General features: G+C 66.2%; 22 protein-coding genes. 19 read left to right on the top strand and 3 right to left on the bottom strand.

What is annotated here, in order from left to right; translation table 11 throughout:
• Nucleotides 1–8: 8 nt before the first annotated feature.
• The 12 genes from AB0T83_RS10995 (at nucleotide 9) to AB0T83_RS11050 (ending at nucleotide 10,586) form a co-directional block, all read left to right on the top strand.
• A complete protein-coding gene (locus tag AB0T83_RS10995; protein WP_366193086.1) occupies nucleotides 9–140 on the top strand; it encodes a GpE family phage tail protein in 132 nt (43 codons plus the stop codon).
• Nucleotides 137–2,347, top strand: a complete 2,211-nt coding sequence (locus AB0T83_RS11000; RefSeq protein WP_366193087.1) for a phage tail tape measure protein — start codon at nucleotides 137–139, stop codon at nucleotides 2,345–2,347. The genes AB0T83_RS10995 and AB0T83_RS11000 overlap by 4 nt, the downstream gene beginning before the upstream one ends.
• Nucleotides 2,338–2,754 carry a phage tail protein gene (locus AB0T83_RS11005; RefSeq protein ID WP_366193088.1) on the top strand — a complete coding sequence of 139 codons (417 nt, stop codon included), beginning with the start codon at nucleotides 2,338–2,340 and terminating at the stop codon, nucleotides 2,752–2,754. Before AB0T83_RS11000 ends, AB0T83_RS11005 begins: the two co-directional genes overlap by 10 nt.
• Entirely contained in the window at nucleotides 2,736–2,948 is a 213-nt protein-coding gene (locus tag AB0T83_RS11010; RefSeq protein WP_366193089.1) for a tail protein X, read from the top strand. The genes AB0T83_RS11005 and AB0T83_RS11010 overlap by 19 nt, the downstream gene beginning before the upstream one ends.
• Nucleotides 2,945–3,934, top strand: a complete 990-nt coding sequence (locus AB0T83_RS11015; RefSeq protein ID WP_366193091.1) for a phage late control D family protein — start codon at nucleotides 2,945–2,947, stop codon at nucleotides 3,932–3,934. Before AB0T83_RS11010 ends, AB0T83_RS11015 begins: the two co-directional genes overlap by 4 nt.
• A 1-nt stretch (nucleotide 3,935) precedes the next feature.
• Nucleotides 3,936–4,172 (top strand): hypothetical protein, encoded by a 237-nt coding sequence (locus tag AB0T83_RS11020; protein WP_366193092.1) that lies wholly within the window; start codon nucleotides 3,936–3,938, stop codon nucleotides 4,170–4,172.
• A gap of 1 nt (nucleotide 4,173) precedes the next feature.
• Nucleotides 4,174–5,940: a hypothetical protein gene (locus AB0T83_RS11025; RefSeq protein ID WP_366193094.1), complete on the top strand. Its 1,767-nt coding sequence runs from the start codon at nucleotides 4,174–4,176 to the stop codon at nucleotides 5,938–5,940.
• A gap of 377 nt (nucleotides 5,941–6,317) precedes the next feature.
• Nucleotides 6,318–6,980 carry a LamG-like jellyroll fold domain-containing protein gene (locus AB0T83_RS11030; protein WP_366193181.1) on the top strand — a complete coding sequence of 221 codons (663 nt, stop codon included), beginning with the start codon at nucleotides 6,318–6,320 and terminating at the stop codon, nucleotides 6,978–6,980.
• A 24-nt stretch (nucleotides 6,981–7,004) separates the two neighbouring features.
• Nucleotides 7,005–8,537, top strand: coding sequence for a hypothetical protein (locus tag AB0T83_RS11035; RefSeq protein WP_366193095.1), 1,533 nt, complete (start codon nucleotides 7,005–7,007; stop codon nucleotides 8,535–8,537).
• A 366-nt stretch (nucleotides 8,538–8,903) separates the two neighbouring features.
• Nucleotides 8,904–9,401, top strand: a complete 498-nt coding sequence (locus AB0T83_RS11040; RefSeq protein ID WP_366193096.1) for a type III secretion system chaperone family protein — start codon at nucleotides 8,904–8,906, stop codon at nucleotides 9,399–9,401.
• Between the two features lie 40 nt (nucleotides 9,402–9,441).
• Complete coding sequence (proC, locus tag AB0T83_RS11045; protein WP_366193097.1) at nucleotides 9,442–10,254, top strand: pyrroline-5-carboxylate reductase; 813 nt, start codon at nucleotides 9,442–9,444, stop codon at nucleotides 10,252–10,254.
• On the top strand, nucleotides 10,251–10,586 hold the full coding sequence (locus tag AB0T83_RS11050; RefSeq protein WP_366193099.1) for a tRNA-binding protein: 336 nt from the start codon (nucleotides 10,251–10,253) through the stop codon (nucleotides 10,584–10,586). Before proC ends, AB0T83_RS11050 begins: the two co-directional genes overlap by 4 nt.
• Here AB0T83_RS11050 and AB0T83_RS11055 read toward each other — a convergent pair.
• On the bottom strand, nucleotides 10,580–11,167 hold the full coding sequence (locus AB0T83_RS11055; RefSeq protein ID WP_366193100.1) for a thymidine kinase: 588 nt from the start codon (nucleotides 11,165–11,167) through the stop codon (nucleotides 10,580–10,582). The genes AB0T83_RS11050 and AB0T83_RS11055 overlap by 7 nt on opposite strands.
• Nucleotides 11,168–11,347: 180 nt before the next feature.
• A complete protein-coding gene (locus tag AB0T83_RS11060; RefSeq protein WP_366193101.1) occupies nucleotides 11,348–11,710 on the bottom strand; it encodes a hypothetical protein in 363 nt (120 codons plus the stop codon).
• A 262-nt stretch (nucleotides 11,711–11,972) separates the two neighbouring features.
• Between AB0T83_RS11060 and AB0T83_RS11065 the strand changes: the two genes are divergently transcribed.
• From AB0T83_RS11065 to AB0T83_RS11075, 3 genes are all read left to right on the top strand, one after another.
• The gene (locus tag AB0T83_RS11065) at nucleotides 11,973–12,386 is read left to right on the top strand and encodes a BrnA antitoxin family protein (protein WP_366193102.1); all 414 of its coding nucleotides are present in this window, start codon (nucleotides 11,973–11,975) and stop codon (nucleotides 12,384–12,386) included.
• 102 nt (nucleotides 12,387–12,488) lie between these two features.
• Nucleotides 12,489–13,088, top strand: coding sequence for a hypothetical protein (locus tag AB0T83_RS11070; RefSeq protein ID WP_366193103.1), 600 nt, complete (start codon nucleotides 12,489–12,491; stop codon nucleotides 13,086–13,088).
• The gene (locus AB0T83_RS11075) at nucleotides 13,088–13,663 is read left to right on the top strand and encodes a hypothetical protein (RefSeq protein WP_366193104.1); all 576 of its coding nucleotides are present in this window, start codon (nucleotides 13,088–13,090) and stop codon (nucleotides 13,661–13,663) included. Before AB0T83_RS11070 ends, AB0T83_RS11075 begins: the two co-directional genes overlap by 1 nt.
• A 68-nt stretch (nucleotides 13,664–13,731) precedes the next feature.
• Here AB0T83_RS11075 and carB read toward each other — a convergent pair whose 3' ends face one another.
• Complete coding sequence (gene carB, locus AB0T83_RS11080) at nucleotides 13,732–17,052, bottom strand: carbamoyl-phosphate synthase large subunit (RefSeq protein WP_366193105.1); 3,321 nt, start codon at nucleotides 17,050–17,052, stop codon at nucleotides 13,732–13,734.
• Nucleotides 17,053–17,325: 273 nt separating this feature from the next.
• Between carB and AB0T83_RS11085 the strand changes: the two genes are divergently transcribed.
• The 4 genes from AB0T83_RS11085 (at nucleotide 17,326) to AB0T83_RS11100 (ending at nucleotide 22,110) form a co-directional block, all read left to right on the top strand.
• The gene (locus AB0T83_RS11085; protein WP_366193106.1) at nucleotides 17,326–18,438 is read left to right on the top strand and encodes an aminodeoxychorismate synthase component I; all 1,113 of its coding nucleotides are present in this window, start codon (nucleotides 17,326–17,328) and stop codon (nucleotides 18,436–18,438) included.
• Nucleotides 18,435–19,046 carry an aminotransferase class IV family protein gene (locus AB0T83_RS11090; RefSeq protein WP_366193107.1) on the top strand — a complete coding sequence of 204 codons (612 nt, stop codon included), beginning with the start codon at nucleotides 18,435–18,437 and terminating at the stop codon, nucleotides 19,044–19,046. Before AB0T83_RS11085 ends, AB0T83_RS11090 begins: the two co-directional genes overlap by 4 nt.
• A gap of 124 nt (nucleotides 19,047–19,170) precedes the next feature.
• Nucleotides 19,171–21,096, top strand: a complete 1,926-nt coding sequence (gene aspS, locus AB0T83_RS11095; protein WP_366193108.1) for an aspartate--tRNA ligase — start codon at nucleotides 19,171–19,173, stop codon at nucleotides 21,094–21,096.
• 111 nt (nucleotides 21,097–21,207) lie between these two features.
• Nucleotides 21,208–22,110 carry a sulfotransferase domain-containing protein gene (locus AB0T83_RS11100; protein WP_366193109.1) on the top strand — a complete coding sequence of 301 codons (903 nt, stop codon included), beginning with the start codon at nucleotides 21,208–21,210 and terminating at the stop codon, nucleotides 22,108–22,110.
• The last annotated feature ends 65 nt before the right edge of the window (nucleotides 22,111–22,175 follow it).

The following is a 22,175-nucleotide window of genomic DNA, read 5'->3' on the forward strand; positions in this document are numbered from 1 at the left end:
AGGCCGCGATGGCCGATGTCGCGGTGACCTTCGGGTTCGGCCACGGCGACATGTGCCGCATGGACCTGGAAGAACTGGGCCGCTGGCAGGCCCGCGCCCATGACCTTGCCGACAGCCTGAAGGAGAGCCGCGGAAAATGAGCCTCGACGTCGCCATGATCATGCGCCTGGTGGACCGGGTGACCGGTCCGCACAAACGCATCATCTCGTCGGTGCGCGAGATGGGCGGCGCCGTGGACCGGGCCGGATCGGGGATGGTCGAACGCGCCGATGCCATGAACACCGCGATCCGCAACCAGAAGGCGCAACTGGCGGGGGCCGCGTTCGAGACCGCCGGCTGGGCGGCAGGCTTGTATGCGGTCATTCGTCCGGCCGTCGGGTTCGAAGCCTCCATGGACAAGGTCGGGGCCGTGTCGCGCGCCAACGACGCAGACCTGCAACGGCTGACCGAGAGTGCGCGGGAACTGGGAGCCACGACCCCCTGGGCTGCAAGCCAGGCCGCGGAGGGGATGCAGTTTCTGGCCATGGCGGGCTTTGATACCACCCAGATCATCGCAACGATGCCGGGAATGCTGAACCTCGCCAGTGCAGCAGCCCTGGGGTTGGGAGAAACCGCCGATATCGCCTCCAACATCCTGACCGGCTTCAAGCTCGAAGCCGGGGAAATGGGCCGCGTCGCGGACGTGCTGACCAACACCTTCACCAGCTCGAACGTCAACCTGACGATGCTGGGCGAGACCATGGCCTATGTCGGGCCGGATGCAGCCAATGCCGGTCTGGCCATCGAGCAGACGGCTGCGATGGTCGGGCTATTGGGCAATGCGGGGATCCAGGGCAGTCGCGCGGGAACGGCGCTCAGGTCCATGCTGGCAAGGCTGGCAGGGCCGACCGGAGCCGCGGCGGCCGCCCTTCAAGACCTGGGCATTCAGACCAAGGATGCAGAAGGCAACCTGCGCCCACTGCCAGATATCCTGGCGGAGATGGACATCGCCATGGCGGATCTGGGAACCGCCGCGCAAACCGAATTGCGCGCCACCATCTTTGGGCTGGAAGCCGCAACTGCGGCGGGTGTGCTCATGGGAGAGGCCGGGTCCGGCGCATTGCAGACCTATACCGACACCCTCTACGAGACCGGATCTGCCGCCCGTGTGGCCGCTGAACAGAACGACAACGTCATGGGGATGTTGAAGCGCGCGCAAAGTGTGCTGGAAGCAATCTCGATCACGATTGGCACGGTGCTTTTGCCGGGGCTCATGGAAATCGGCGATGCCATCCTGCCTATCCTGGAGCGCGTCAATGAATGGGCCGCGGCCAACCCCGAGCTGGTGGCCACGCTGGGCAAGCTGGCCATCGGCCTGCTGGTGGCGCGCGTGGCCATGATCGGGCTGCGGTTCGGGGTTCTGACGCTGATCCAGCCGTTTGTGGGGCTGCTGCGCTGGTCCGGCCTGCTGCTGCGCGGGCTGGGTCTTCTGGCCGGGCTCAACCCGTTCGGAGTGTTGGCCCTGGCCGCCGTTCTGGCCTGGTACGTGATCCGCGACAACTGGGGCGATATCGTCGACTGGTTCCGGGCCAAGATCGCCGCGGTGACCGCCGCCTTTGACGAAGGCTTCGTGCAGGGGCTGATCGCCCTGTTGGCCGAGTTCAACCCCTTCACCCTGTTCTACGAGGCGGTGGACGGGCTGGCGGGATATGTCGGCGAGAAGCTGACCGATCTCTGGGGCCGGATCGATGGTGCCCTGTCGGGCATGCCCAAGTATGAGGCCGGCAAGTTGATGGTGCAAAACATCTGGGACGGCGCGAAGCAGTTGGTCGGCCCGATGGTGGCGGATCTGAACGCGTCGATCGACGGTGGGCTGCAGCAGGCGTCATTGCTGGACACCGGCAAGGCGCTGCTGGGTAGTCTCGCCGGGGGCATGGGCAAGGTGATCGGCGCGCACATCGAGGCGATCGGTCAGAAGATCCGCGAGGCCTTCGGCGGCCTGTCTCTGGTCGAGGCGGGCCGCAACCTGATCCGGTCCTTGTGGCGCGGGGCGGGGGAGCTGATCGGGCAAATGGTTGCCGACCTGCGGGACCGCGTGGAGGGCATTCTACCGGGTTGGGCCGCGCGGCTGATCTCGGGCGATGACGCGCCCGAGGTCACCCCAACCCGCGCGCCGCTGACCACCGCAGATGTCCAGCCCACCTCAAATGTGGTCACCACGACCGTGGGCGAGATCCATGTGCATCCGGCGCCCGGTACCGATCCGGATGCTGTGGCGCGGGCGGTCCGGACCGAACTGTCCAAGGCTGGCGGGCAGTCTGCCTCGCAAAACCTCTATGACCACGGGGAGGACGACCTGTGGCCCTGACGTCGCTTGTCATGATGGGCCTTGGTGCCTTCCGCTTCGGGGTCAACCAGTCCTCCTACCAGGCGCTGCGCCGGGTTGCCGACTATCGCTGGGCGCATCTGGACCGCGCCGGGCGCGCTCCGGCGGCGCAATTCCTGGGGCCGGGGGTGCAGACCATCACCCTTGACGGGGTCATTTACCCCCATTTCAAGGGCGGGCTGCGGCAGGTCGAGGGCATGCGCCTGGCCGCCCGCGCCGGTCAGCCGATGGTGCTGGTCGACGGGCTGGGCTGGGTGCTGGACCAATGGGTCATCACCCGCGTCGACGAGCGCAAGGGCGTGTTCCTGCGCGACGGGGCCCCGCGCCGCATCGCGTTCTCGGTCACCCTGCAAAGCTATGGAGGCGACGCATGGCTGCCGAGTATCTGACCCAACCCGGCGACATGCTGGATGCGATCTGCCAGGCCCATTACGGCCATACCGACAGCGTGACCGAGGTGCTGGCGGCCAACCCCGGACTGGCTGTGTTCGGGCCTGTGCTGCCGCCGCGCCTGACGGTCCTGCTGCCCGATCCCCCCGATCGCCGGCAAACACCGGTGATCCGACTGTGGGGGCAGGCATGACCCCGCTGATCCGGATCGAGGCCGATGGTGCCGATGTCACCGACCGCCTGCGCGACCGGCTGATCGACCTGCGCCTGCACGACGCGGCCGGCTACAAGGCCGACACGCTGACCATGACGCTCGATGACCGCGACGGGGTGCTCGTGGTGCCGCCGTCGCAATCGACGGTCACGGTCTCGCTGGGGCTGCTGGGCGCGCGGGCGGTGCCCCTGACCCGCATGGGCAGCTTCCTGATCGACGAGGTGCAGCTGACCGGGCCGGAGCGGCGGATGATCCTGTCGGGGAGCGCCGCGGCCATGGGCACCGACATCCGTGCCCCGCGCACGCGGGCCTGGGAGGGTGTCACCCTGGGGGCCATGGTGGCCACCATCGCCGAAGAGGCGGGCCTGACCCCCTCGGTGGACCCGGAGCTGGCCGGTCTCGCGCTGCCCTTCGTGGCCCAGACCGCCGAAAGCAACCTGCATATCCTGACCCGTGTCGCGCGCCAGATCGGTGCTGTCTTCAAGCCCGCGGACGGTCATCTTCTGGTCGCCCGGCGCGGCGCGGACACCAATGCCGCAGGCCAGCCCTTGCCGGTGCTGCGGCTGCTGCCGTCCGAGCTGACATCCTGGTCATGGCGCGCGGCCGAGCGTGACCGCTATGCCTCGGCCGAGGCCTCCTGGACCGACCTGGCGACCGGCCAGGTCACCAGGGTGGTGGTCGGCGACGGCACCCCGCGCCGCGTGCTGCGCCATGTCTATCGCAGCGAGGACGAGGCCCGCCGGTCCGCGCAAGCCGCCCTGAACGGGGCCGGGCAGGGAGCCGAGACCGCCCGGCTGCAATGCGCGGGGTTTCGTCCCGATGCCTTTGCCGGTGCCCGCCTGCGCTTTGCCGACACCCGCCCGGAATGGGCCGGCGACTGGTCGGTCACCGCCGCGACCCATGTGCTGAACGCCACCCTGACCACCGATCTGGAACTGGAACGACCCCTCCCGAAAGGAGCCTGAGATGTCCTATGACCCGTCGCTCATTGCACCGATGCCAGACGAAGAAGTCGCAAGGCTCAAATCTCAGATTGAGAGGCGTTGGCGCAGCAAGCCCCACTATGAATTTGATCCTCAGGGAGCTGATGAATATGGCTCACCGTGTTGTGTCATGCGCGCCCACGAAATCCTGAGATTGATCGCTCGGATTGAACTCCCCTCAGACACGGAACTGGATCGCCCGGTTCCCAAAGGAGCCTGACATGTCCTCGCAAATCTACCCTTCCGACACCACCTGGACCGAACTGGCCACCGGCGATTGCGTGATCACCGCGCGGGGCGAGGTCGACATCACCTTCGCCGCCACCCTGCCGCCTGCCGGTGCCGCCGCCCACATCCTGGTCTCCAGCTCCGATGCGCTGGAATACACCGGCCCCGACAAGGCCTGGGGGCGCAGCCGGTCGCCGGGAAGCCATGTGGTGGTCTCCGATGCGGCGGTTCAGCCCGCCTCCGGACCGGTGGCCGCGGTGGCCCCGGCGGTGACCGCACCGCCCGGTGTCACGCCTGCCGCGCCACAGGCGGGCGAGGACATCACCGTGACCCTGGGCACCGCCAGCGGCACGCCTGCGCCCGAGGCCTCGGCCGAGCTGACCGTGGCCGGGCGCCGGGTGGCCCTCGACAATGCCCCGATCCGCTTCCCGCGTGCCGGTGCCTATGAGCTGAAGGTGATCTGGCGCAATGGCGTGGCCCCCAAGGTTGAGGTCAGCGTCACCGGCACGGTGTCGGATCCCGCGGGCGCGCCCGCGCCAGGCAATACCCATGCCGCCACGGTTGCCGGGTTCAGCCGGGACATGGCGATCTTCGACAGCGGCGCGGCGCGCGGGCTCGATGCCGCCACCGTCCCCTTGTCGGGCACCACCGACGCGCTGGACGGGGCGCAGATCATGGCCGAGATCGTCCGCGCTGATACTGGCGCCGTGGTGCAGGCTGCTGTCGGCGTCGGCACGGCTTCGGGCGGCAGCTGGGCGGGGGCGCTCTTCGGTGTGCCGCGCAACAGCAACTGGCTGAAGGTCCGTGTCTTCGTCGAAGGCAGCACGGCGGCGAAGGCCGAAACCGCCAACCGCTTCGGCGTCGGCCATATCGTCGGGCTGATCGGCCAGTCGGAAGATGCCCGGATGTTTGCCGACAATTTCAGCCAGACCGCGCCGCTGGCCGTGACCGACGACAGCGCCGTGCAGGTGATCCGCCAGCAGGAGGGCGGGGCCAAGCCCTGGCCGATCACCATCGAGGCGGTCACCGCCGCCAGCCCGGTCACGGCGTCCATTGCGGCGCTGGCCGATGTGCTGATCCGCAACGCACCGGGCGAGAAGTTCCTGATCCTCGACCTGGCCCATTCCGGCACCGGGCGGGGCAACCTGGCCAATGACAGCGATTTCTCCCGCGACTGGAGTGACTTTGCCGCGATCATTGCCGCAGCCCGCGCCGACGGGTCCGACCTGGGCCTGATCCTGGACAGCTGGACCGCTGCCGACAGCGCCGCCGCCGACATGTTCCGCCTGCGCTACTACCCGTTCTACGCCGGCATCGATGCGGCCGGGGCGGACTACGTGCTGGGTACATCCCACCAGTCGCGCACCTATGACCACATCCTGTGGGATCTGTCCTCGATCGGTGGGCGGGGGATCTTCGATGCCAGCAAGACCGCGCTCATGATGTTCGGCCCGCACCGCTTCGAGGTCGGCCAGGACATGCTGGATGCGGTCACCCAGGCCGACGGCACCCCGACAATATCGTCAACAAGCAGGACACCCGCCTGTCGATCCGCAACATGCTGGACGACGCCGCCCTGGCCCCGATCCTGGCGCCGCGCGGCAAGGGTCCGGAGGTGCTGCTCTACCAGAACGGCTATCGCGCGGTCAGCGCCGTGGACAACACGCCCGACCCGGCCGGCACCCATTGGGACGACGCCTCGCACCCGGCCGCGCATACCGACGACGGGCTTCCGGCCCGCGCCCGCCATGTGGCGGTGACCGCGCTGCATGGGCTGGGGCTGGCACCGATCGAGGTGCCGCGCTTCAACCGCGCGTATTGGGAACCCTCGGGGGCCTGGGTCGAGCTGTGGTTCGAGGACGCCAGCGGTGCCACGCCGCCGGTCACCACCACCCGCGCGGCGCGCGGCCTGCCGGCGATGCCCGCCACCTACCCGCATCGCACCGAGGTGCTGGGCTTCGAGATCAACGGCGTCCCGGCGGAAAACGCCACGCTGGTGGGGGGCCGGGTGCGGATCGCACCCAATGGCGGCGGCACGTTCGTCTATTCCGACACCATCCAGTTTGGCCGGGGCGGGGCATCGGGTGTCATCAAATGGCCCGAGGACAAGTTCGACGGCGACTGGATGAACCTGCCGATGGTCGACCTGGGGCTTGCGGGCGTCGAGGGCGTGGCGCTGGAGCCGCTGCCGCTGGCCACCGAGATCGCCAACACCCTGCCCGCACCCGCGACCTTCACCACCACCGACGCGGGGCCGTACTTCAACGACGCGGACCTGGGTGCCAACGGCGGCCAGATCACCCTGTCCGCCAAGGTGCGCTTCGCCACGGGGCAAGGCAACAACGGGTCGTTCTTCGGCCAGAGCGGCGGCGGGTTCGAACTGACGCGCCTGTCCAACGACGGCTCCATCCGGGCCAATGTCGAGGACAGCGCCGGGGCACCGGTGCTCTCCAGCAACACGCTTGCACTGCAGATCGCCGAGAACACCTGGACCGAAGTTGTCTGCTGTATCGATCTCGTCGCCCAGACCCTGACGGTCTGGAAGGACGGCGTATCGGACCAGGTGGCGCTGGCGGCGAACAACGGCCAGTTCCTGAACAACCGCTTCGTCACCCTGCTGAACCGCAATGGCAGCGGCGGCTATCAGTTCGTGGGCGACGTGGAATTTCTGCGGCTCTGGAAGGACACGGTGACCACCGACGGGTCGGAGCCCGTGGGCGTGCCGGACATCGAGGTCCTGGGACCCGCCAGTGCCGCCAATGCGCATCCGACCAAGCGCGGAGCTGATGCCAGCGGTTAGCTGACACGGGTCACCCATGGTGGCGTGACGTTCGATCTTTCGGGCGTCACCGCCACCGGTACCAGCGAAGACGGTGTTCCGTGGGTGGTCGGCAGCAATATCCAGCTCGAAGCACTCTCTCCGGGGCCGGTCGATGTCGGATCGGGCGACTGGCGCAACGGCTGGGCGATCAACCCGCGCCACGCCAAGACCGCCCCCCAGCCTTTCGATGCCCGCATCGAGAACTTCATGGTGTCGGGCCAGTCGCTGCCCGCGGCCCTGTCCGCCGACCACATCGTGGTGGCCTGCGAAAGCGAACCGGCCCCGGCCGACGTGCGCGACGGCGTGATCCGCTCCTGGGCGGGTCTGCTGGTGCGCAGTACACCGCCGCCGTCGGGGATGATGGCTCCGGCCCTGATCGGCTGGAACAACCGCACGGGCTTTGATGGCCCGGTGGTGGATCTGGACGGGCTGATGGCGGCCCGGCCGCGCCTGTCGTCCGCCTCGGTCCAGGTGCCCGCGGTGGCGGATGTGCTGGGCCACATCGGCCGGCTGGCGATCGGGCCGGCGCTGAACTGGGCGGCCAACGGGGTGGGCTACGAGGCGGCGCTGCCGCATCGTTTCGGCATGGACGCCAGCTATAGCAATTATGGCAATGAAACCGCCCGCACCATCGGGGCCGCGGCCCTGCTGACCTGTCTCGACACCACGCCGGATGCCGATGCCCGCACGCTGCTGCGCTGGCTGATCCAGCACGGTGTGCAATGGCACGACACGCTGGACACCCACCCCGAAGGGGCCTGCCCGGCCGATGGCGCCCACAACCAGTTCCAGCTGTTCCCCATGGTGCTGGCGCTGCATGCCGCCGGTCGCGATGCCGAGATTGACACGCTGGAAACCCGGTTGCCGGGCAACCTGCTGGGGCAGGCGTTCCATGTCAGCGAGGCCTTCCGCCAGGCCTCGGTCACCCCGCACGACGGCACCGCCGGCCTGCCGCAGAACGCCCGCCGCCGGGCGCTGGTGTCGGTCACCGCCTCCAGCGTCTCGATCCCGACCTTCAGCGGCCGCGACGTGGGCAAGATCCAGCCCATCGGCGCCGACCTGGTCCGCGAGAGCGACGGGCACCGGGTGGGGGTCAATACGGTGATCGGATCCAACGTGGCCAATGGCAGCCCCATCGAGTTGGGCCTGGGCACCGGCCACGGCCTTTCGCCGGGCGACGTGGTCACGATCCAGCCCGCCACCGCGCTGACGGCTGGGGATGCGGAATGGGCCGTCCGCTACCGTGCCGCCACCACCAGCGCCATCGACTGGGAGAGCTGGATGCCCGGTTCGGGGCAATCCTATCGCCCGCTGGCCAACTGGGCCGAGCAGGTGCTGGCGCTGAAAGCCTGGGGGTTCACCGGATCCGGCTTCGATGCAGCCGTCGACTACACGGTTGGCATGGTGCGCGCCGACTGGCCGGCGGGCGACGACTACGACGACCCCTTCGTGCCCTACACCGAACAGGGCGGCGCCACCCGGAACCTCGCGCAATCCTTCTGGACGGCGCACGCGGCCGGGCTGGGGTTGTCATGACGCGAGGGTGCGCAGTTTGACGCAGGGCGGGTCTGAAGGCCCGGTGGCCGGATCGTGCAATACCCCCTTAAAGGGGTGTTTAACGATCCGGCGCATTACAGCCCGCCTTGCCGCTCAAGGCCAGCGGAAACCGCCAAAAACCGGTCTGCTGAAAATATCTCTGCAAAACACTGCAAAAATCTTTGGCACGCTACAACAACCCGCGCTGAAACCTTTCGCCGGGTCACTGTCACAAAACTTCACTTTACAGACCGGATTCCAGCTTACAGACTACATCTAGTAAGTATGAGGTTGTTAACCTCTGCTTCTTGAGCAGGCACCATGTCTCTGGGCGCCGCCCGGGGGCTCCAACGAGTGAGGCCGGGCATGTCACTTTCCGAACATCAGATCGCAGAGATCCATCCGATCGACATTGTCGAGACGCTGGCAGAACACCACGATTGGGAGTTCGACCGCGTTGGCGAGGATCAGATTGCCATGGCTGTCGAAGGCCAGTGGCGCACCTATTCGATCACCCTGGCCTGGTCGGGTTACGATGAAACCCTGCGCATGATCGTCAGCTTCGAGATGGAGCCGCCGAAAGAGCGGTTGCCGGAGATCTATGAAACCCTGAACCGCGCCAATGACAGTTGCTGGACCGGGGCGTTCTCCTACTGGGAGGAACAGGGGCTGATGGTCTATCGCTACGGGCTGGTTCTGACCGGCGGGATGGGGGTGCATCCCGATCAGATCAACACGCTGATCGGCACCGCCGTGGCCGCGGCCGAGCGGTTCTACCCGGCGTTCCAGCTGGTGGCCTGGGGCAACACTGCCCCGGAAAAGGCGCTACAGGTTGCGATTGCAGAGGCCTACGGACGGGCCTAGGATCTGCCCCCGCGGGACGGGCCCGCAACGGGGGACGGACATGATGAATTCAATCTCGGGCCGCGGTCTGGTGATGCTGGGCTGCGGCAAGATGGGGTCGGCGCTGTTGCAGGGCTGGCTCGACAACGGGCTGGATCCGGCCGAGGTCTGGGTCCGCGACCCGCGTCCCGCACCTGTGCTGGGCGACATGGGGGTGACCCATGTGAACGATGCGCTGCCGGCAAACCCGGCGGTGGTGATCGTGGCCGTGAAGCCGCAGTTGATGGCCGATGCGCTGGCTGATCTGACGACCTTGGGCGATGGCGACACCATGTTTCTCTCGGTGGCAGCTGGCGTGCCGATTTCATCTTACGAACGGGCCCTGGGCCAGAATACTCCGATCGTAAGGGCGATGCCGAACACCCCGGCGGCGATCGGCCGGGGCATCACCGCGATCATCGGCAACGGCGTGGTGACCTCGGCACAACTGGATCTTGCGGAAACGCTGCTCAGCGCCGTCGGACAGGTGGTGCGGCTTGAGGCCGAGGCGCAACTGGATGCGGTCACGGGCGTGTCGGGCAGCGGCCCGGCCTATGTCTTTCACATGATCGAGGCGCTGGCAGCGGCGGGCGAGGCCGAGGGGCTGCCGCGCGATCTGTCCGTGCAACTGGCGACCGCCACCGTGGCAGGGGCCGGGGCGCTGGCCATGGCTTCGGACGACAGCGCGGCCACCCTGCGCGAGAATGTCACCAGCCCGAACGGCACCACGGCGGCAGGTCTGGCGGTGCTGATGTCCGAAACCGACGGCCTGCCGCCGCTGATCCGCGCCACCGTGGCGGCGGCGGCCAGTCGCTCGCGGGAGTTGGGCAAGTGACGGCCAGCTTTGACGATTTCCTGAAGATCGACATCCGCGCGGGCCGGGTGGTGAAGGCCGAGGCCTTCCCCGAGGCCCGCAAGCCCGCCTACAAGCTGTGGGTCGACTATGGGCCCGAGATCGGGGTCAAGAAAAGCTCGGCCCAGATCACGAAGAACTATGCTCTGGAGGCGCTGGAAGGGCGGATGGTCATGGGCGTGGTGAACTTCGCGCCGCGCCAGATCGGCCCGTTCATGTCCGAGGCGCTGGTTGTGGGGGTGCCAGATGAAAGCGGCGAGGTGGTGCTGCTGGCCCCGGATGCCGATGTGCCGCCGGGCGCGCGGCTCTACTGAGCCGCGTCCTCCATCGCCTTTCGCCAATGGCGGCGGCACAGCGAGACATAGGTTTCATTGCCACCGATCTGCACCTGCGCGCCGTCGCGCAGCGGACGGCCGTCGGGCCCGTGGCGCACCACCATCGTGGCCTTCTTGCCGCAATGGCAGATGGTGCGCACCTCACGCATTTCGTCGGCCAGCGCCAGCAGGGCGGCCGAGCCGGGAAACAGCTTGCCGCGAAAATCCACCCGCAGCCCGTAGCACATGATCGGCACCCCCAGATCGTCCACCGCCTGCGCCAGTTGCCAGACCTGCGCTTCGGTCAGGAACTGCGCTTCATCCACGAAGACACAGGCGCAGGGGCCTTCGGACTGGCGGGCCGCGATCATCTCGAACAGGTCGGTGTCGTCGGCAAAGGTCTGGGCCGGTTCGGAAATTCCGATGCGCGAGGCGATCTTCCCCATGCCCGCGCGCCGGTCCAGCCGGGCGGTCAGGCGCAAGGTGTCCATCCCGCGCTCGCGATAGTTGTAGTCCGCTTGCAGCAGCGCCGTGGATTTCCCGGCGTTCATGGTCGAATAGTGGAAGTAGAGCTTGGCCATGGGGGTTTGGTATGCGCGGCGCGGGGCAGAGGCAAGGGCCCGGCCTTGCGGCACGGGCCCCCGAAACATCAACACTCGATAACAACCTCCGGCCGGTGTCCCTTGAGATAGGCCGGGGAGGTTGTCGGAAGCTTAACGCTCCGGTGTCAGTTCCGTGTCATTTGAGTCAAATCGGCGGGACTAGCCGGGGGTGGCGACCCGGAAGCGCAGCGTCTCGCCCTTGCCGCCATCGCGCCGGATGGTCACAAGGTTGCCGTCGATCCGCCACAGTTGGCAATCCTCGGCACTGGCGGCGGGGGCGGTGATGGTGCGGCACCACTGGCCGTCGCGGAACTCCCAAACCCCTGAAATCTCAGTCCCTTTTGTGGACCCCGACAGGGTGCCATTGCGATGGATCGTAACCGTGGTATCGGCATTGGCGACGGTCTTGCCCGCCACCGTGGCCTGGAATGCATCCGCCGTGGTGATCGGCCCGTGGGTCACCGGCAGCGCGGTGTTGACGCAGGCCCCGAGGGCCAGCAGCGGCAGCAGAGCCCGGCGCATCAGATCAGCGGAACCAGCGGCACGCCGCCACAGGCGGAGAGCGCGGTGCAAAGGGCAAGAAGCAGGATCAGGCGCATGGTGTCCCTTTCAAAGGTCGCGGTTCGGGGCGAGCCTAGCGGGGTGGCGCCGGGCGCGCAACGCGGCGATTTTCGCGGGCTGGAAAGCGTCTGGAAAAGGTATGGCCGGTGTATGGCTGCGCGCGGTGGTGTCAGCGGCGGTTAACCCTTCGGTGAGAGTCTGGCCGAAACCGAAGGAGACCCCGATGAGCGCACCCCGCCAGACCCGGAAGAAACGCATGCACCTGGCGCTGTATGCGGACGCGCTGAAGCAGCTGGAATTCGACAGCCTGGACGTGGTGCGCCTGAAAGAGCGGGTGCCGTATCAGTGGCACGCCATCCACGACGACCCGGATGTGTTCAGCCAGAAGTTGGTGAAGACCACCTTCCGGGTGAGTTCGGATGTGCTGAAATACTTCAAGGTGATGGGGCCGGGCCATGGCGCGCGGATGAACCGGGTGCTGACCGCCTATGTCCACGGACGGCTGGCGCAGATCGTCGAAGGCCCCGACATCACCGATTTCGTCCTGCGCCCGGAACAGGTCGCCCGCGAGATCGGGCGGAACCGCCCGGAGTGGGGCGAAAGCGTGTTCTGGGATCGGGTGGAGGAGGAGGGGTAGAAGGGGCCTGCGGCGGCTCTTCTAGTCGCGCGAATAGCGACCATGCTTTACCCTAGGTAATTTTGGTGGTATTTTTATTACGTATTGTGAGGGGGAATTGAAATGAATATCTTCCGACAGGATACGCTGAAGCTGCCAAGGAACCTGCGTGAAAGCGAGTTGCAGGATTGGTACCTCTCATCGCGCGAAAAGGGATCACTTGGTGTTGTCTCACGGCGCTATGTGCTGGTTGGTGCAACGGCGGCGGCGGCCGTAACGCTTGATCCGTTCAACGCACGAAGGCCCGCCGGGTTTAAACCTGCGCCGGCCCATGCGATTGCCTGGGCGTCGTTGATACCGGTTTTCATTTCGGTTCTGGAGCTGTTGGCAGACTGGGTCCAGTCCGGCGACGATGTCACAGCCGAGCTGGAACTGGACAACTCAAAATCGCGACAGCCGCAACAGGGCAGCCTGCTTTCCGCGATTTACGATGATCGCGCCTATGTGGATAGCGCCGTTGATGTCGGTACCGGGCTTTATCATTCACTGGGCGATGGCCCGCCGGTTCCACATGAAGGCGACAAATATGCCTGGGATCCCTATGTTCGGGCCAGATCCAGAGTCAGCATGCCCGTTGCCATGCCGACCCGCCGCCGGGGCGACAAACGGTTGGAAGTCATGGCGGGCCTGAACGCCCGAAGCGAAAGGTTCAGGGTGGTCTGATGAAACATTTTGCACAACCAATCCTGGTCCTTGCGCTGTGCGCGGCGCTGGGCGGCTGCGAAACCTACGGCGACCTTGCCGGGCCCGAGGTCTCCGACCCCGTCCCCGAAAGCAATCCAAATGGCGGCTCTACGAACTTTGTCTTTGAGGGCCCCCCGAACAGCCAGTCCTTGCCCGAACAGGTCCAATCTGGCGGGGCGGCGTCGATTGCGCCGACCGTTGGTCTGGCCAATATCGAGATCAAGGAGGCAACGGTGTTTTCGCGGCATTTGCACCCAGGGGTTCCCATTGTCCTGGATGTGACTCTCCGCAACGGTGAATCACGGCCTGTTACGATCGAGGCTTATTCGATCATATTCGACGAATCCGATGCAATCGAAGACGATCATACCGAGTACATCACGCTGCCGCCGAAGCAGGTATCCCGAATGGAAATTGTCGGTGCATCACCGGCGAGCAATGGTTTGAAGTATCCTGTGTTTGCCGTGGCAACCAAGGCGGGCGACGGATCATCAAACCTGATCGACCTGTGGAATTTCGACCCAACGGAGATTTCATCCCAACCCGGGTTCTGAGACGGTAAACATGCCGCCAAAAGAAAGCCGCCCAGAAGGGCGGCTTTTCCCATCTTTGCTGGTGGGCCTCACGCCTCTTGCAGCGACCGGACCTCGAAGCCCTTTTCCCCGCGGGCCTTCATCGCCAGCGCGGCGGCGTGGCTGGCGGCGAGTGTGGTGAAATAGGGGATGCGGTCCATCAGGGCGACGTTGCGCATCGAGCGGCTGTCTTCCACCGCCTGCGCGCCCTCGGTGGTGTTCATCACCAGCGCGATCTTGCCGTCCTTCATCACGTCGACGATGTTGGGGCGGCCTTCATAGACCTTGTTGACGATCTGGCTGTCGATGCCGGCCTCGGCCAGGAAGGCGGTGGTGCCGCGCGTGGCGAGGATGTCGAAGCCGGTGTCGACCAGCGCCTTGGCCGCCTCGATCAGCTGCGGGGTCTTGTCGGACTCCTTGATCGACAGGAACACCGTGCCGCTGTCGGGCAGGATGGTTCCGGCGCCAAGCTGGGCTTTCAGGAAGGCGGTGTGGAAGTCCGGATCGGCGCCCATGACCTCGCCGGTGGAGCGCATTTCCGGCCCCAGCAGCGTGTCGACGCCCTGGAAGCGGGCGAAGGGCAGCACCGCCTCTTTCACCGCGAAGCGGTCGGCGGGCATTTCCTTCAGGTCGAAGTCCGAGATCTTCTCACCGGCCATCAGGCGCGAGGCGATGGCGGCGATCGGGCTGCCGACGGCCTTGGCCACGAAGGGCACGGTGCGCGAGGCGCGGGGGTTGACCTCGATCAGGTAGATGGTGCCGTCCTTGACCGCGAATTGCACGTTCATCAGGCCGACGACCTTCAGGGCCAGCGCCAGCGCCTCGGTCTGGCGGCGCAGCTCGGCCAGGATCTCGGGACTCAGCGAATAGGGCGGCAGCGAGCAGGCGCTGTCGCCCGAATGCACGCCGGCCTCCTCGATGTGCTGCATGATGCCGGCCACATGCACGGTCTCGCCGTCACAGAGCGCATCCACGTCGATCTCGACCGCGCCGGAGAGGTAGCTGTCGAGCAGCACCGGGCTGTCGCCCGAAACCACCACGGCCTCGGCGATGTAGCGTTCGAGCTGCGCCATGTCGCGCACGATTTCCATGGCGCGGCCGCCCAGCACATAGGAGGGGCGGATCACCAACGGGAAGCCGATATCCCCGGCGATGGCCAGTGCCTGCGCGTCGGTGGAGGCGATGCCGTTCTTCGGCTGCGCCAGGTCCAGCTTGGTGACCAGCGCCTGGAAGCGTTCACGGTCCTCGGCCAGGTCGATGGCGTCCGGCGTGGTGCCGAGGATCGGGATGCCCGCCTCTTCCAGCGCATTGGCCAGTTTCAGCGGGGTCTGGCCGCCGAACTGCACGATGACGCCGTGCAGGGTGCCCTTCTTCTGCTCGATCCGCAGGATCTCCATCACGTGTTCGAAGGTCAGCGGTTCGAAATAGAGCCGGTCCGAGGTGTCGTAGTCGGTGGACACGGTTTCCGGGTTGCAGTTGACCATGATGGTTTCATAGCCGGCCTCGGTCAGCGCGAAACAGGCGTGGCAGCAGCAATAGTCGAACTCGATCCCTTGCCCGATGCGGTTCGGCCCGCCGCCCAGGATGACCACCTTCCTGGCGTCGGTGGGGCGGGATTCGCATTCGACCTCGCCCATGACGGGGGATTCATAGGTGGAGTACATATAGGGGGTCTGGGCTTCGAACTCGGCGGCGCAGGTGTCGATGCGCTTGAACACCGCGTGCACGCCAAGGTGCTGGCGGGCGCGGCGGACGTTGTCCTCGTCACGACCGGTGAGCTTGCCGAGGCGGGCGTCCGAGAAGCCCAGCATCTTGACCTGACGCAGCCCGTCTTCGGTGACCGGCAGGCCGTCGCGGCGCAGGGTGGCCTCGGCGCCGATGATCTCGCGGATGCGGGCCAGGAACCATGGGTCGAAGGACGTGATCTGCTGGATCTCGTCGTCCGAGAAGCCGAAACGCATGGCCTGGGCGATGACGCGGATCCGGTCCGGGGTCTGTTCCGACAGGGCGCGGGTGACGGCCTTGTCGATGGCCATCTGCGCGTCGGCGTCGGCACCCACCAGGATCTGCGCGAGCACCGGGTCGCCCTTGCTGTCGGCGGTGGCGATGCGGTCGGCGGCGGGCACGCCTTCGATGTGGATCTCGTCAAAGCCGGTCAGCCCGGTTTCCATCGAGGCCAGCGCCTTCTGCATCGATTCGTGGAAGGTCCGGCCGATGGCCATGGCCTCGCCCACGGATTTCATGGCGGTGGTCAGGTTCGGTTTCGAGCCGGGGAATTTCTCAAACGCAAAGCGCGGGATCTTGGTAACCACATAGTCGATGGTCGGCTCGAAGCTGGCCGGGGTCACCTTGGTGATGTCGTTGTCCAGCTCGTCCAGCGTATAGCCCACGGCCAGCTTGGCGGCGATCTTGGCGATGGGGAAGCCGGTCGCCTTGGAGGCCAGCGCCGAGGAGCGCGACACCCGCGGGTTCATCTCGATCACCACCATGCGCCCGTCTTCGGGGTTGATGGCCCATTGCACGTTCGAGCCGCCGGTCTCGACGCCGATCTCGCGCAGCACGGCAATCGAGCCGTTGCGCATGATCTGGTATTCCTTGTCGGTCAGGGTCAGCGCCGGGGCGACGGTGATGCTGTCGCCGGTGTGCACGCCCATGGGATCGACGTTTTCGATGGCGCAGACGATGATGGCGTTGTCGGCGCGGTCGCGCACCACTTCCATCTCGAACTCCTTCCAGCCCAGAAGCGACTCGTCGATCAGGATCTGGGTGACGGGCGAGGCATCGAGCCCGGTCCGGCAGTAGTATTCATAATCTTCGCGGTTGTAGGCCACGCCGCCGCCGGTGCCGCCCAGCGTGAAGGCGGGGCGGATGATCGCGGGCAGGCCGATGTCCTCCAGCGCCGCCATGCATTCTTCCATGGTGTTGGCGATGGTGGCGCGCGGGTTTTCAAGGCCGATCCGGTCCATGGCTTCGCGGAACAGCTTGCGGTCCTCGGCCATTTCGATGGCGGCGCGGTTGGCGCCGATCAGTTCCACGTTGAACTTGTGCAGCACGCCCATGTCGGCCAGCGCCAGCGAGGTGTTCAGCCCGGTCTGGCCGCCCATGGTGGGCAGCAGCGCGTCGGGGCGTTCCTTCTCGATGATCTTGGCGACGGTTTCGGGGGTGATCGGCTCGATATAGGTGGCATCGGCCAGCCCCGGATCGGTCATGATCGTCGCCGGGTTGGAGTTCACCAGAATGACCCGGTAGCCTTCCTCGCGCAGGGCCTTGCAAGCCTGGGCGCCGGAGTAGTCGAATTCGCAGGCCTGTCCGATGACGATGGGACCCGCTCCGATGATCATGATCGACTGGATATCGGTTCTCTTCGGCATGTCGGCGTCCCTTTATGTCCCACGAGTCGGGCGCCCCGCTGCGCCCAAATCCTCGCGGGTTATAGACAAGGCCAGACCCGGCGCAAGGGCACGCGTGCGGTTTTTCCGGCGCGGTGAGGCTGCGGCTGCGCGCGGGCGGGCCGGGGCGCGGATTGGCGAGGGGTGCCGGGGCGGCTGCGGCAAGGCGGGATCCGGCGGGCGGATGTCGCTTGGCCGTTGTCGGGAACGGCTGCGAGGCGCTATAGCCCAAGGCGTGCGGGGCAGGGGAACCGGGTGCGCGACATCATTTTCGATCACGGTCCGGAGGGCGGCGCGGCAGGGTTTGCCGATCCGGTCCGGCTGATCTCGGCCACGGCCGCCGAAGACGTGCCCGCGGCCCTTGCGGCGCTGGATGCGGCGCGGGCGGCGGGGTTCTGGCTGGCGGGCTATGCCAGCTATGAGCTGGGCTACGCGCTTGAGGCGCGGCTGGCGCCCCGGATGCCGGCGCAGCGCCGCCTGCCGCTGCTGTGCTTCGGGGTGTTCGACGCGCCGCAGCCCGCCCCGGTGCTGACGCCGGGCGCACGGCTGGGCCGGTTGGTGCCGACGTGGGATGCGGATCTCTATGCGGCGGCCTTTGACCGGTTGCACGGGCTGATCGGGGCCGGCGACCTGTATCAGGCCAATCTGACCTTCCCGATGCGGGCCGAGGTGGAGGGCGACAGCGGCGCGCTTTATGCCGCGCTGGCCGCCGCGCAGCCGGTGGGCCATGGCGTGCTGGTGCGGCAGGAGGGCTTGCCCGACCTGCTCAGTCGCTCGCCCGAGTTGTTCTTCCGCACCGATGCCGAGGGGCGGATCGAGACAAGGCCGATGAAGGGCACCCAGCCGCGCCATGCGGATCCGGGGGCCGATGCGGCGGCGCGGGCCTTCCTGATGGCGGACGAGAAGAATCTGGCCGAGAACCTGATGATCGTGGACCTTCTGCGCAATGACATCAGCCGGGTGTCGCGGCCCGGTTCGGTGCAGGTGCCCGAGCTGTTCGCGGTCGAGACCTATGCCACGGTGCACCAGATGGTGTCGCGAGTGGCGGCGGACCTTTTGCCGGGCTGCGGTCTGGGCGCGATCCTGCGGGCGCTGTTTCCCTGCGGGTCCGTGACCGGCGCCCCGAAGCTGCGCGCGATGGAGGTTCTGGCCGATCTGGAACCCGAACCGCGCGAGATTTATTGCGGTGCCATCGGCTGGGCCGCGCCGGACGGGCGGTCCGAGTTCAACGTGGCCATCCGCACCCTGATGGTGGAAAACGGGCAGGCCACCCTGAACGTCGGCGGCGGCGTGGTCTGGGACAGCACCGCCGCGTCGGAATACGAGGAAGCCCTGTGGAAAGCCCGTTTCGCCCGGATCTCGACTTGAACCTGATCGAAACCTTCGGGTGGAAACCCGGCGAAGGTGTGCGGCGGCAGGCGGCGCATCTGGACCGTCTGGCGGGGTCGGCTGCGGCACTGTGCTTTGCCTTTGATCGCGCTGCCGCCATGGCGAAGCTGGCTGGGATCACCGGGCCGGGGCCGCTGCGCTGTCGCCTGACTTTGGCGCGGAACGGGGCGTTGGTGCTGACCACCGCGCCATTGCCGCCCACTCCGCCGGAATGGCAGGTGATGCTGTCGGACGTGCGCCTGCCCTCGGATGACCCGCTGCTGCGCCACAAGACCACCCGCCGCGATCTGTACGAGGCGGCGCGGTCGGCGATGCCGGCCGGTGTGGATGAGGTGATCCTGTGCAACGAGCGGGGCGAGATCTGCGAGGGTTCCATCACCAATCTGTTCGTCACGCTGGACGGGGTGCGCCTGACTCCGCCGCTGGCCTGCGGGCTGCTGCCGGGCGTGCTGCGCGCCGAGATGCTGGCGCAGGGGGCTGTGCGCGAGGCGGTGCTGACGCCAAAGGAACTGGCGCGCGCCACCTGCATCGAGATGGGCAACTCCCTGCGCGGATTGATCCCGGCGCGGCTGGTACGCACCGGATAAAGCCGCCGACCTTCGGTTTTCCGCCCCGTTTACCCCCGCGACGGGCCGAACCCGCCCGCCTGCCCTTGACTTCGCGCCCTGCGCGCTGTGTATCGGCGCGGACCATTCAGCCCGAGGAACCGCCATGCACGCCTATCGCAGCCAGACCTGCGCCGACCTGAACAAGAGCCACGTGGGCCAGACTGTCCGCCTGTCGGGCTGGGTTCACCGCGTGCGTGACCACGGCGGCGTGCTGTTCATCGACCTGCGCGACCATTACGGCGTGACGCAGATCCTGTGCGACGGCGACAGCCCGGCCTTTGCCGAGCTGGAAAAGGTCCGCAGCGAATGGTGTATCCGCATCGATGGCACCGTGAAGGCCCGTGACGAGAGCCTGATCAACCCCAAGCTGCCCACCGGCGAGATCGAGGTCTATGTCCGCGAGTTGGAAGTGCTGGGTGCCGCCGACGAGCTGCCGCTGATGGTCTTCGGCGATCAGGAGTACCCCGAGGAAACCCGGCTGAAATACCGCTATCTGGACCTGCGCCGCGAGAAGCTGCAGGACAACATGCTGCTGCGCTCGAACGTGGTGGCCTCCATGCGCAAGCGCATGTGGGACAAGGGCTTCAACGAATTCCAGACCCCGATCATCACGGCATCCAGCCCCGAGGGCGCGCGCGATTTCCTGGTGCCCAGCCGTCTGCATCCGGGCCGCTTCTATGCGCTGCCGCAGGCGCCGCAGCTGTTCAAGCAGCTGATCATGGTGTCGGGCTTCGACAAGTATTTCCAGATCGCGCCGTGCTTCCGCGATGAAGACCCGCGCGCCGACCGCTCGCCCACCGATTTCTACCAGCTCGACATGGAGATGTCCTTCGTCACCCAGCAGGATGTGTTCGACACCATCTCGCCGGTGATCGCGGGGGTGTTCGAGGAATTCGGCGGCGGCCGCAAGGTCGATGCCCCGCAGGACTGGCCGCAGATCAGCTATCGCGACGCGGCGCTGTGGTACGGCACCGACAAGCCCGACCTGCGCAACCCGATCAAGATGCAGGTTGTCAGCGAGCATTTCCGCGGCTCGGGCTTTGCCATCTTCGCCAAGCTGCTGGAACAGGAGGGCACCGAGATCCGCGCCATCCCCGCCCCCAAGGGCGGCAGCCGCAAATTCTGCGACCGGATGAACAAATTCGCCCAGGAACAGGGGCTGCCCGGCATGGGCTATATCTTCTGGCGTGAAGTTGCCGAGCCTTCGCTCCAAGATTTTGAGAAACAAGTCGCCAGGACGGCGACAAGCGACATTCTCGGTGTTGCCGATCAGCAATTTGAACAACTGAAGAACGAAGCGCGCAACAAGTGGCGGAAAGACCGTGTGAAGTTGGGCGAAGGAAAGTACATGGAAGCAGCCGGCCCCCTGGCCAAGAACATCGGCCCCGATCGCACCGAGGCGATCCGCCAGCAACTGGGGCTGGACGTGGGCGATGCGGCCTTCTTCCTGGGCGGCAAGCCCAAGGCGTTCGAGGCCGTCGCGGGCCGCGCCCGCACCGTCATCGGCGACGAGTTGGGCCTTACCGACCAGAACCGTTTCGCCTTCGCCTGGATCGTCGATTTCCCGATCTACGAGAAGGATGAAGAAACCGGCGAGGTCGATTTCGAGCACAACCCCTTCTCCATGCCGCAGGGCGGGATGGACGCGCTGGACAGCGATCCGCTGGACGTTCTGGGCTATCAGTACGATCTGGCCTGCAACGGCTATGAACTGGTCTCCGGCGCGATCCGGAACCACAAGCCCGAGATCATGTTCCGCGCCTTCGAGATTGCCGGCTATGGCAAGGACGAGGTCGAGAAACGCTTCGGCGGCCTGGCCACCGCGTTCAAATACGGCGCGCCCCCCCACGGCGGCTGCGCGGCGGGCATCGACCGCATCGTGATGCTGCTGGCCGACCAGCAGAACATCCGCGAGGTCATCATGTTCCCGATGAACCAGCGCGCCGAAGACCTGATGATGGACGCCCCCAGCCTGCCCACAAACGAGCAGCTGCGCGACCTGCACCTGCGGGTGATCGACCCCGAATAGCCCGTATCGGAGGCCGCAGTCCGGCTGCGCGCGTTGTAGCCGGAACGGTCAGTTCGTTTGGCTGTCGGCCTTGTGCTAGTGTCAGGCATCACAGTCGCGGAGACAGATGCCATGACCGGTCCAGATCGAACCTATTCCAGTGCCATGGTGGAGGGAGCCCGCTGGTCGCGCGTGCGATTGCGTCCGGGCGATATTGTTGTGTCAACGCCGCCCAAGGCGGGTACGACATGGATGCAGAACATCATCCTGCACCTGATTTTTCAGGATCTTCAGGTGCGCGATATTCCGGCGTATTCGCCCTATGTCGAGTTACGTCCCCGGCCCTTCGAAGAAATCGAGGCCACAATCGAGGCCCAGACCCATCGCCGTTGCTTGAAGAGTCATATGCCGGCGGACGGGCATCGGATTTCTCCGGATGTGTGCTATGTGATCGTGGCCCGCGATCCGCGCGATGTCTTCATGTCCTTGTGGAACTTCTATTGCAGTTTCGAAGATATGTTTTTCGAGCAACCCGCAGATCCGGAGTTTGACCCTCTGCCACGCCCGCCGGAAACTCTGGCTGGTTTCTGGGACATGTGGATCGGCAAGGGGAATTTCCCGTGGGAGACGGAAGGCTATCCGTTTGGCTCCTGTTTTCACCATCTGCAAACATGGTGGCAACTGAAGGACCGTCCCAACATCCTGTTCGTGCATTTCGCAGATCTGCTGCAGGATCTGTCCGGCGAAATTGCCCGCATAGACGGGTTCCTGGGCACCGGATGTTCCGAAGAGATGCAGGCGCAGATCGCCGGGATGGTCAATTTCAAATCGATGAAACGCGCGGCCGCCCAGATTGACACAGCGGCGGAGGAAACTCTGAAAGGTGGTGCGCAGTCCTTTATCAACAAAGGTACGAATGGTCGCTGGAAGGGCGTTCTGAGTGCGCGCCAGTTGGCGCAATACGACGCGATCTTGCAGGAAAGACTCTCTCCCAACCTTGGATTCTGGCTGGAAAACGGCGGACCGCTTCCCTGAAACTCGCAGCTATCCTGAAATGCTGGTGAAGCGCGGGCCTGTTGGGTGACGCGCCTTGGTTCGGT

The sequence above is a fragment of the Meridianimarinicoccus marinus genome, assembly GCF_040689105.1.
In the GTDB taxonomy this organism is placed as follows: Bacteria; Pseudomonadota; Alphaproteobacteria; order Rhodobacterales; family Rhodobacteraceae; genus Meridianimarinicoccus; species Meridianimarinicoccus marinus.

Excerpts from the sequence above, each read along its gene's own strand:
- AB0T83_RS10995 (WP_366193086.1), top strand. The coding sequence starts at position 9 with ATGGCCGATGTCGCGGTGACCTTCGGGTTCGGCCACGGCGACATGTGC.
- AB0T83_RS11000 (WP_366193087.1), top strand. The coding sequence starts at position 137 with ATGAGCCTCGACGTCGCCATGATCATGCGCCTGGTGGACCGGGTGACC.
- AB0T83_RS11010 (WP_366193089.1), top strand. The coding sequence starts at position 2,736 with ATGGCTGCCGAGTATCTGACCCAACCCGGCGACATGCTGGATGCGATC.
- AB0T83_RS11015 (WP_366193091.1), top strand. The coding sequence starts at position 2,945 with ATGACCCCGCTGATCCGGATCGAGGCCGATGGTGCCGATGTCACCGAC.
- AB0T83_RS11020 (WP_366193092.1), top strand. The coding sequence starts at position 3,936 with ATGTCCTATGACCCGTCGCTCATTGCACCGATGCCAGACGAAGAAGTC.
- AB0T83_RS11025 (WP_366193094.1), top strand. The coding sequence starts at position 4,174 with ATGTCCTCGCAAATCTACCCTTCCGACACCACCTGGACCGAACTGGCC.
- AB0T83_RS11030 (WP_366193181.1), top strand. The coding sequence starts at position 6,318 with ATGGTCGACCTGGGGCTTGCGGGCGTCGAGGGCGTGGCGCTGGAGCCG.
- AB0T83_RS11040 (WP_366193096.1), top strand. The coding sequence starts at position 8,904 with ATGTCACTTTCCGAACATCAGATCGCAGAGATCCATCCGATCGACATT.
- proC (WP_366193097.1), top strand. The coding sequence starts at position 9,442 with ATGATGAATTCAATCTCGGGCCGCGGTCTGGTGATGCTGGGCTGCGGC.
- AB0T83_RS11055 (WP_366193100.1), bottom strand. The coding sequence starts at position 11,167 with ATGGCCAAGCTCTACTTCCACTATTCGACCATGAACGCCGGGAAATCC.
- AB0T83_RS11060 (WP_366193101.1), bottom strand. The coding sequence starts at position 11,710 with ATGCGCCGGGCTCTGCTGCCGCTGCTGGCCCTCGGGGCCTGCGTCAAC.
- AB0T83_RS11065 (WP_366193102.1), top strand. The coding sequence starts at position 11,973 with ATGAGCGCACCCCGCCAGACCCGGAAGAAACGCATGCACCTGGCGCTG.
- AB0T83_RS11070 (WP_366193103.1), top strand. The coding sequence starts at position 12,489 with ATGAATATCTTCCGACAGGATACGCTGAAGCTGCCAAGGAACCTGCGT.
- AB0T83_RS11075 (WP_366193104.1), top strand. The coding sequence starts at position 13,088 with ATGAAACATTTTGCACAACCAATCCTGGTCCTTGCGCTGTGCGCGGCG.
- carB (WP_366193105.1), bottom strand. The coding sequence starts at position 17,052 with ATGCCGAAGAGAACCGATATCCAGTCGATCATGATCATCGGAGCGGGT.
- aspS (WP_366193108.1), top strand. The coding sequence starts at position 19,171 with ATGCACGCCTATCGCAGCCAGACCTGCGCCGACCTGAACAAGAGCCAC.
- AB0T83_RS11100 (WP_366193109.1), top strand. The coding sequence starts at position 21,208 with ATGACCGGTCCAGATCGAACCTATTCCAGTGCCATGGTGGAGGGAGCC.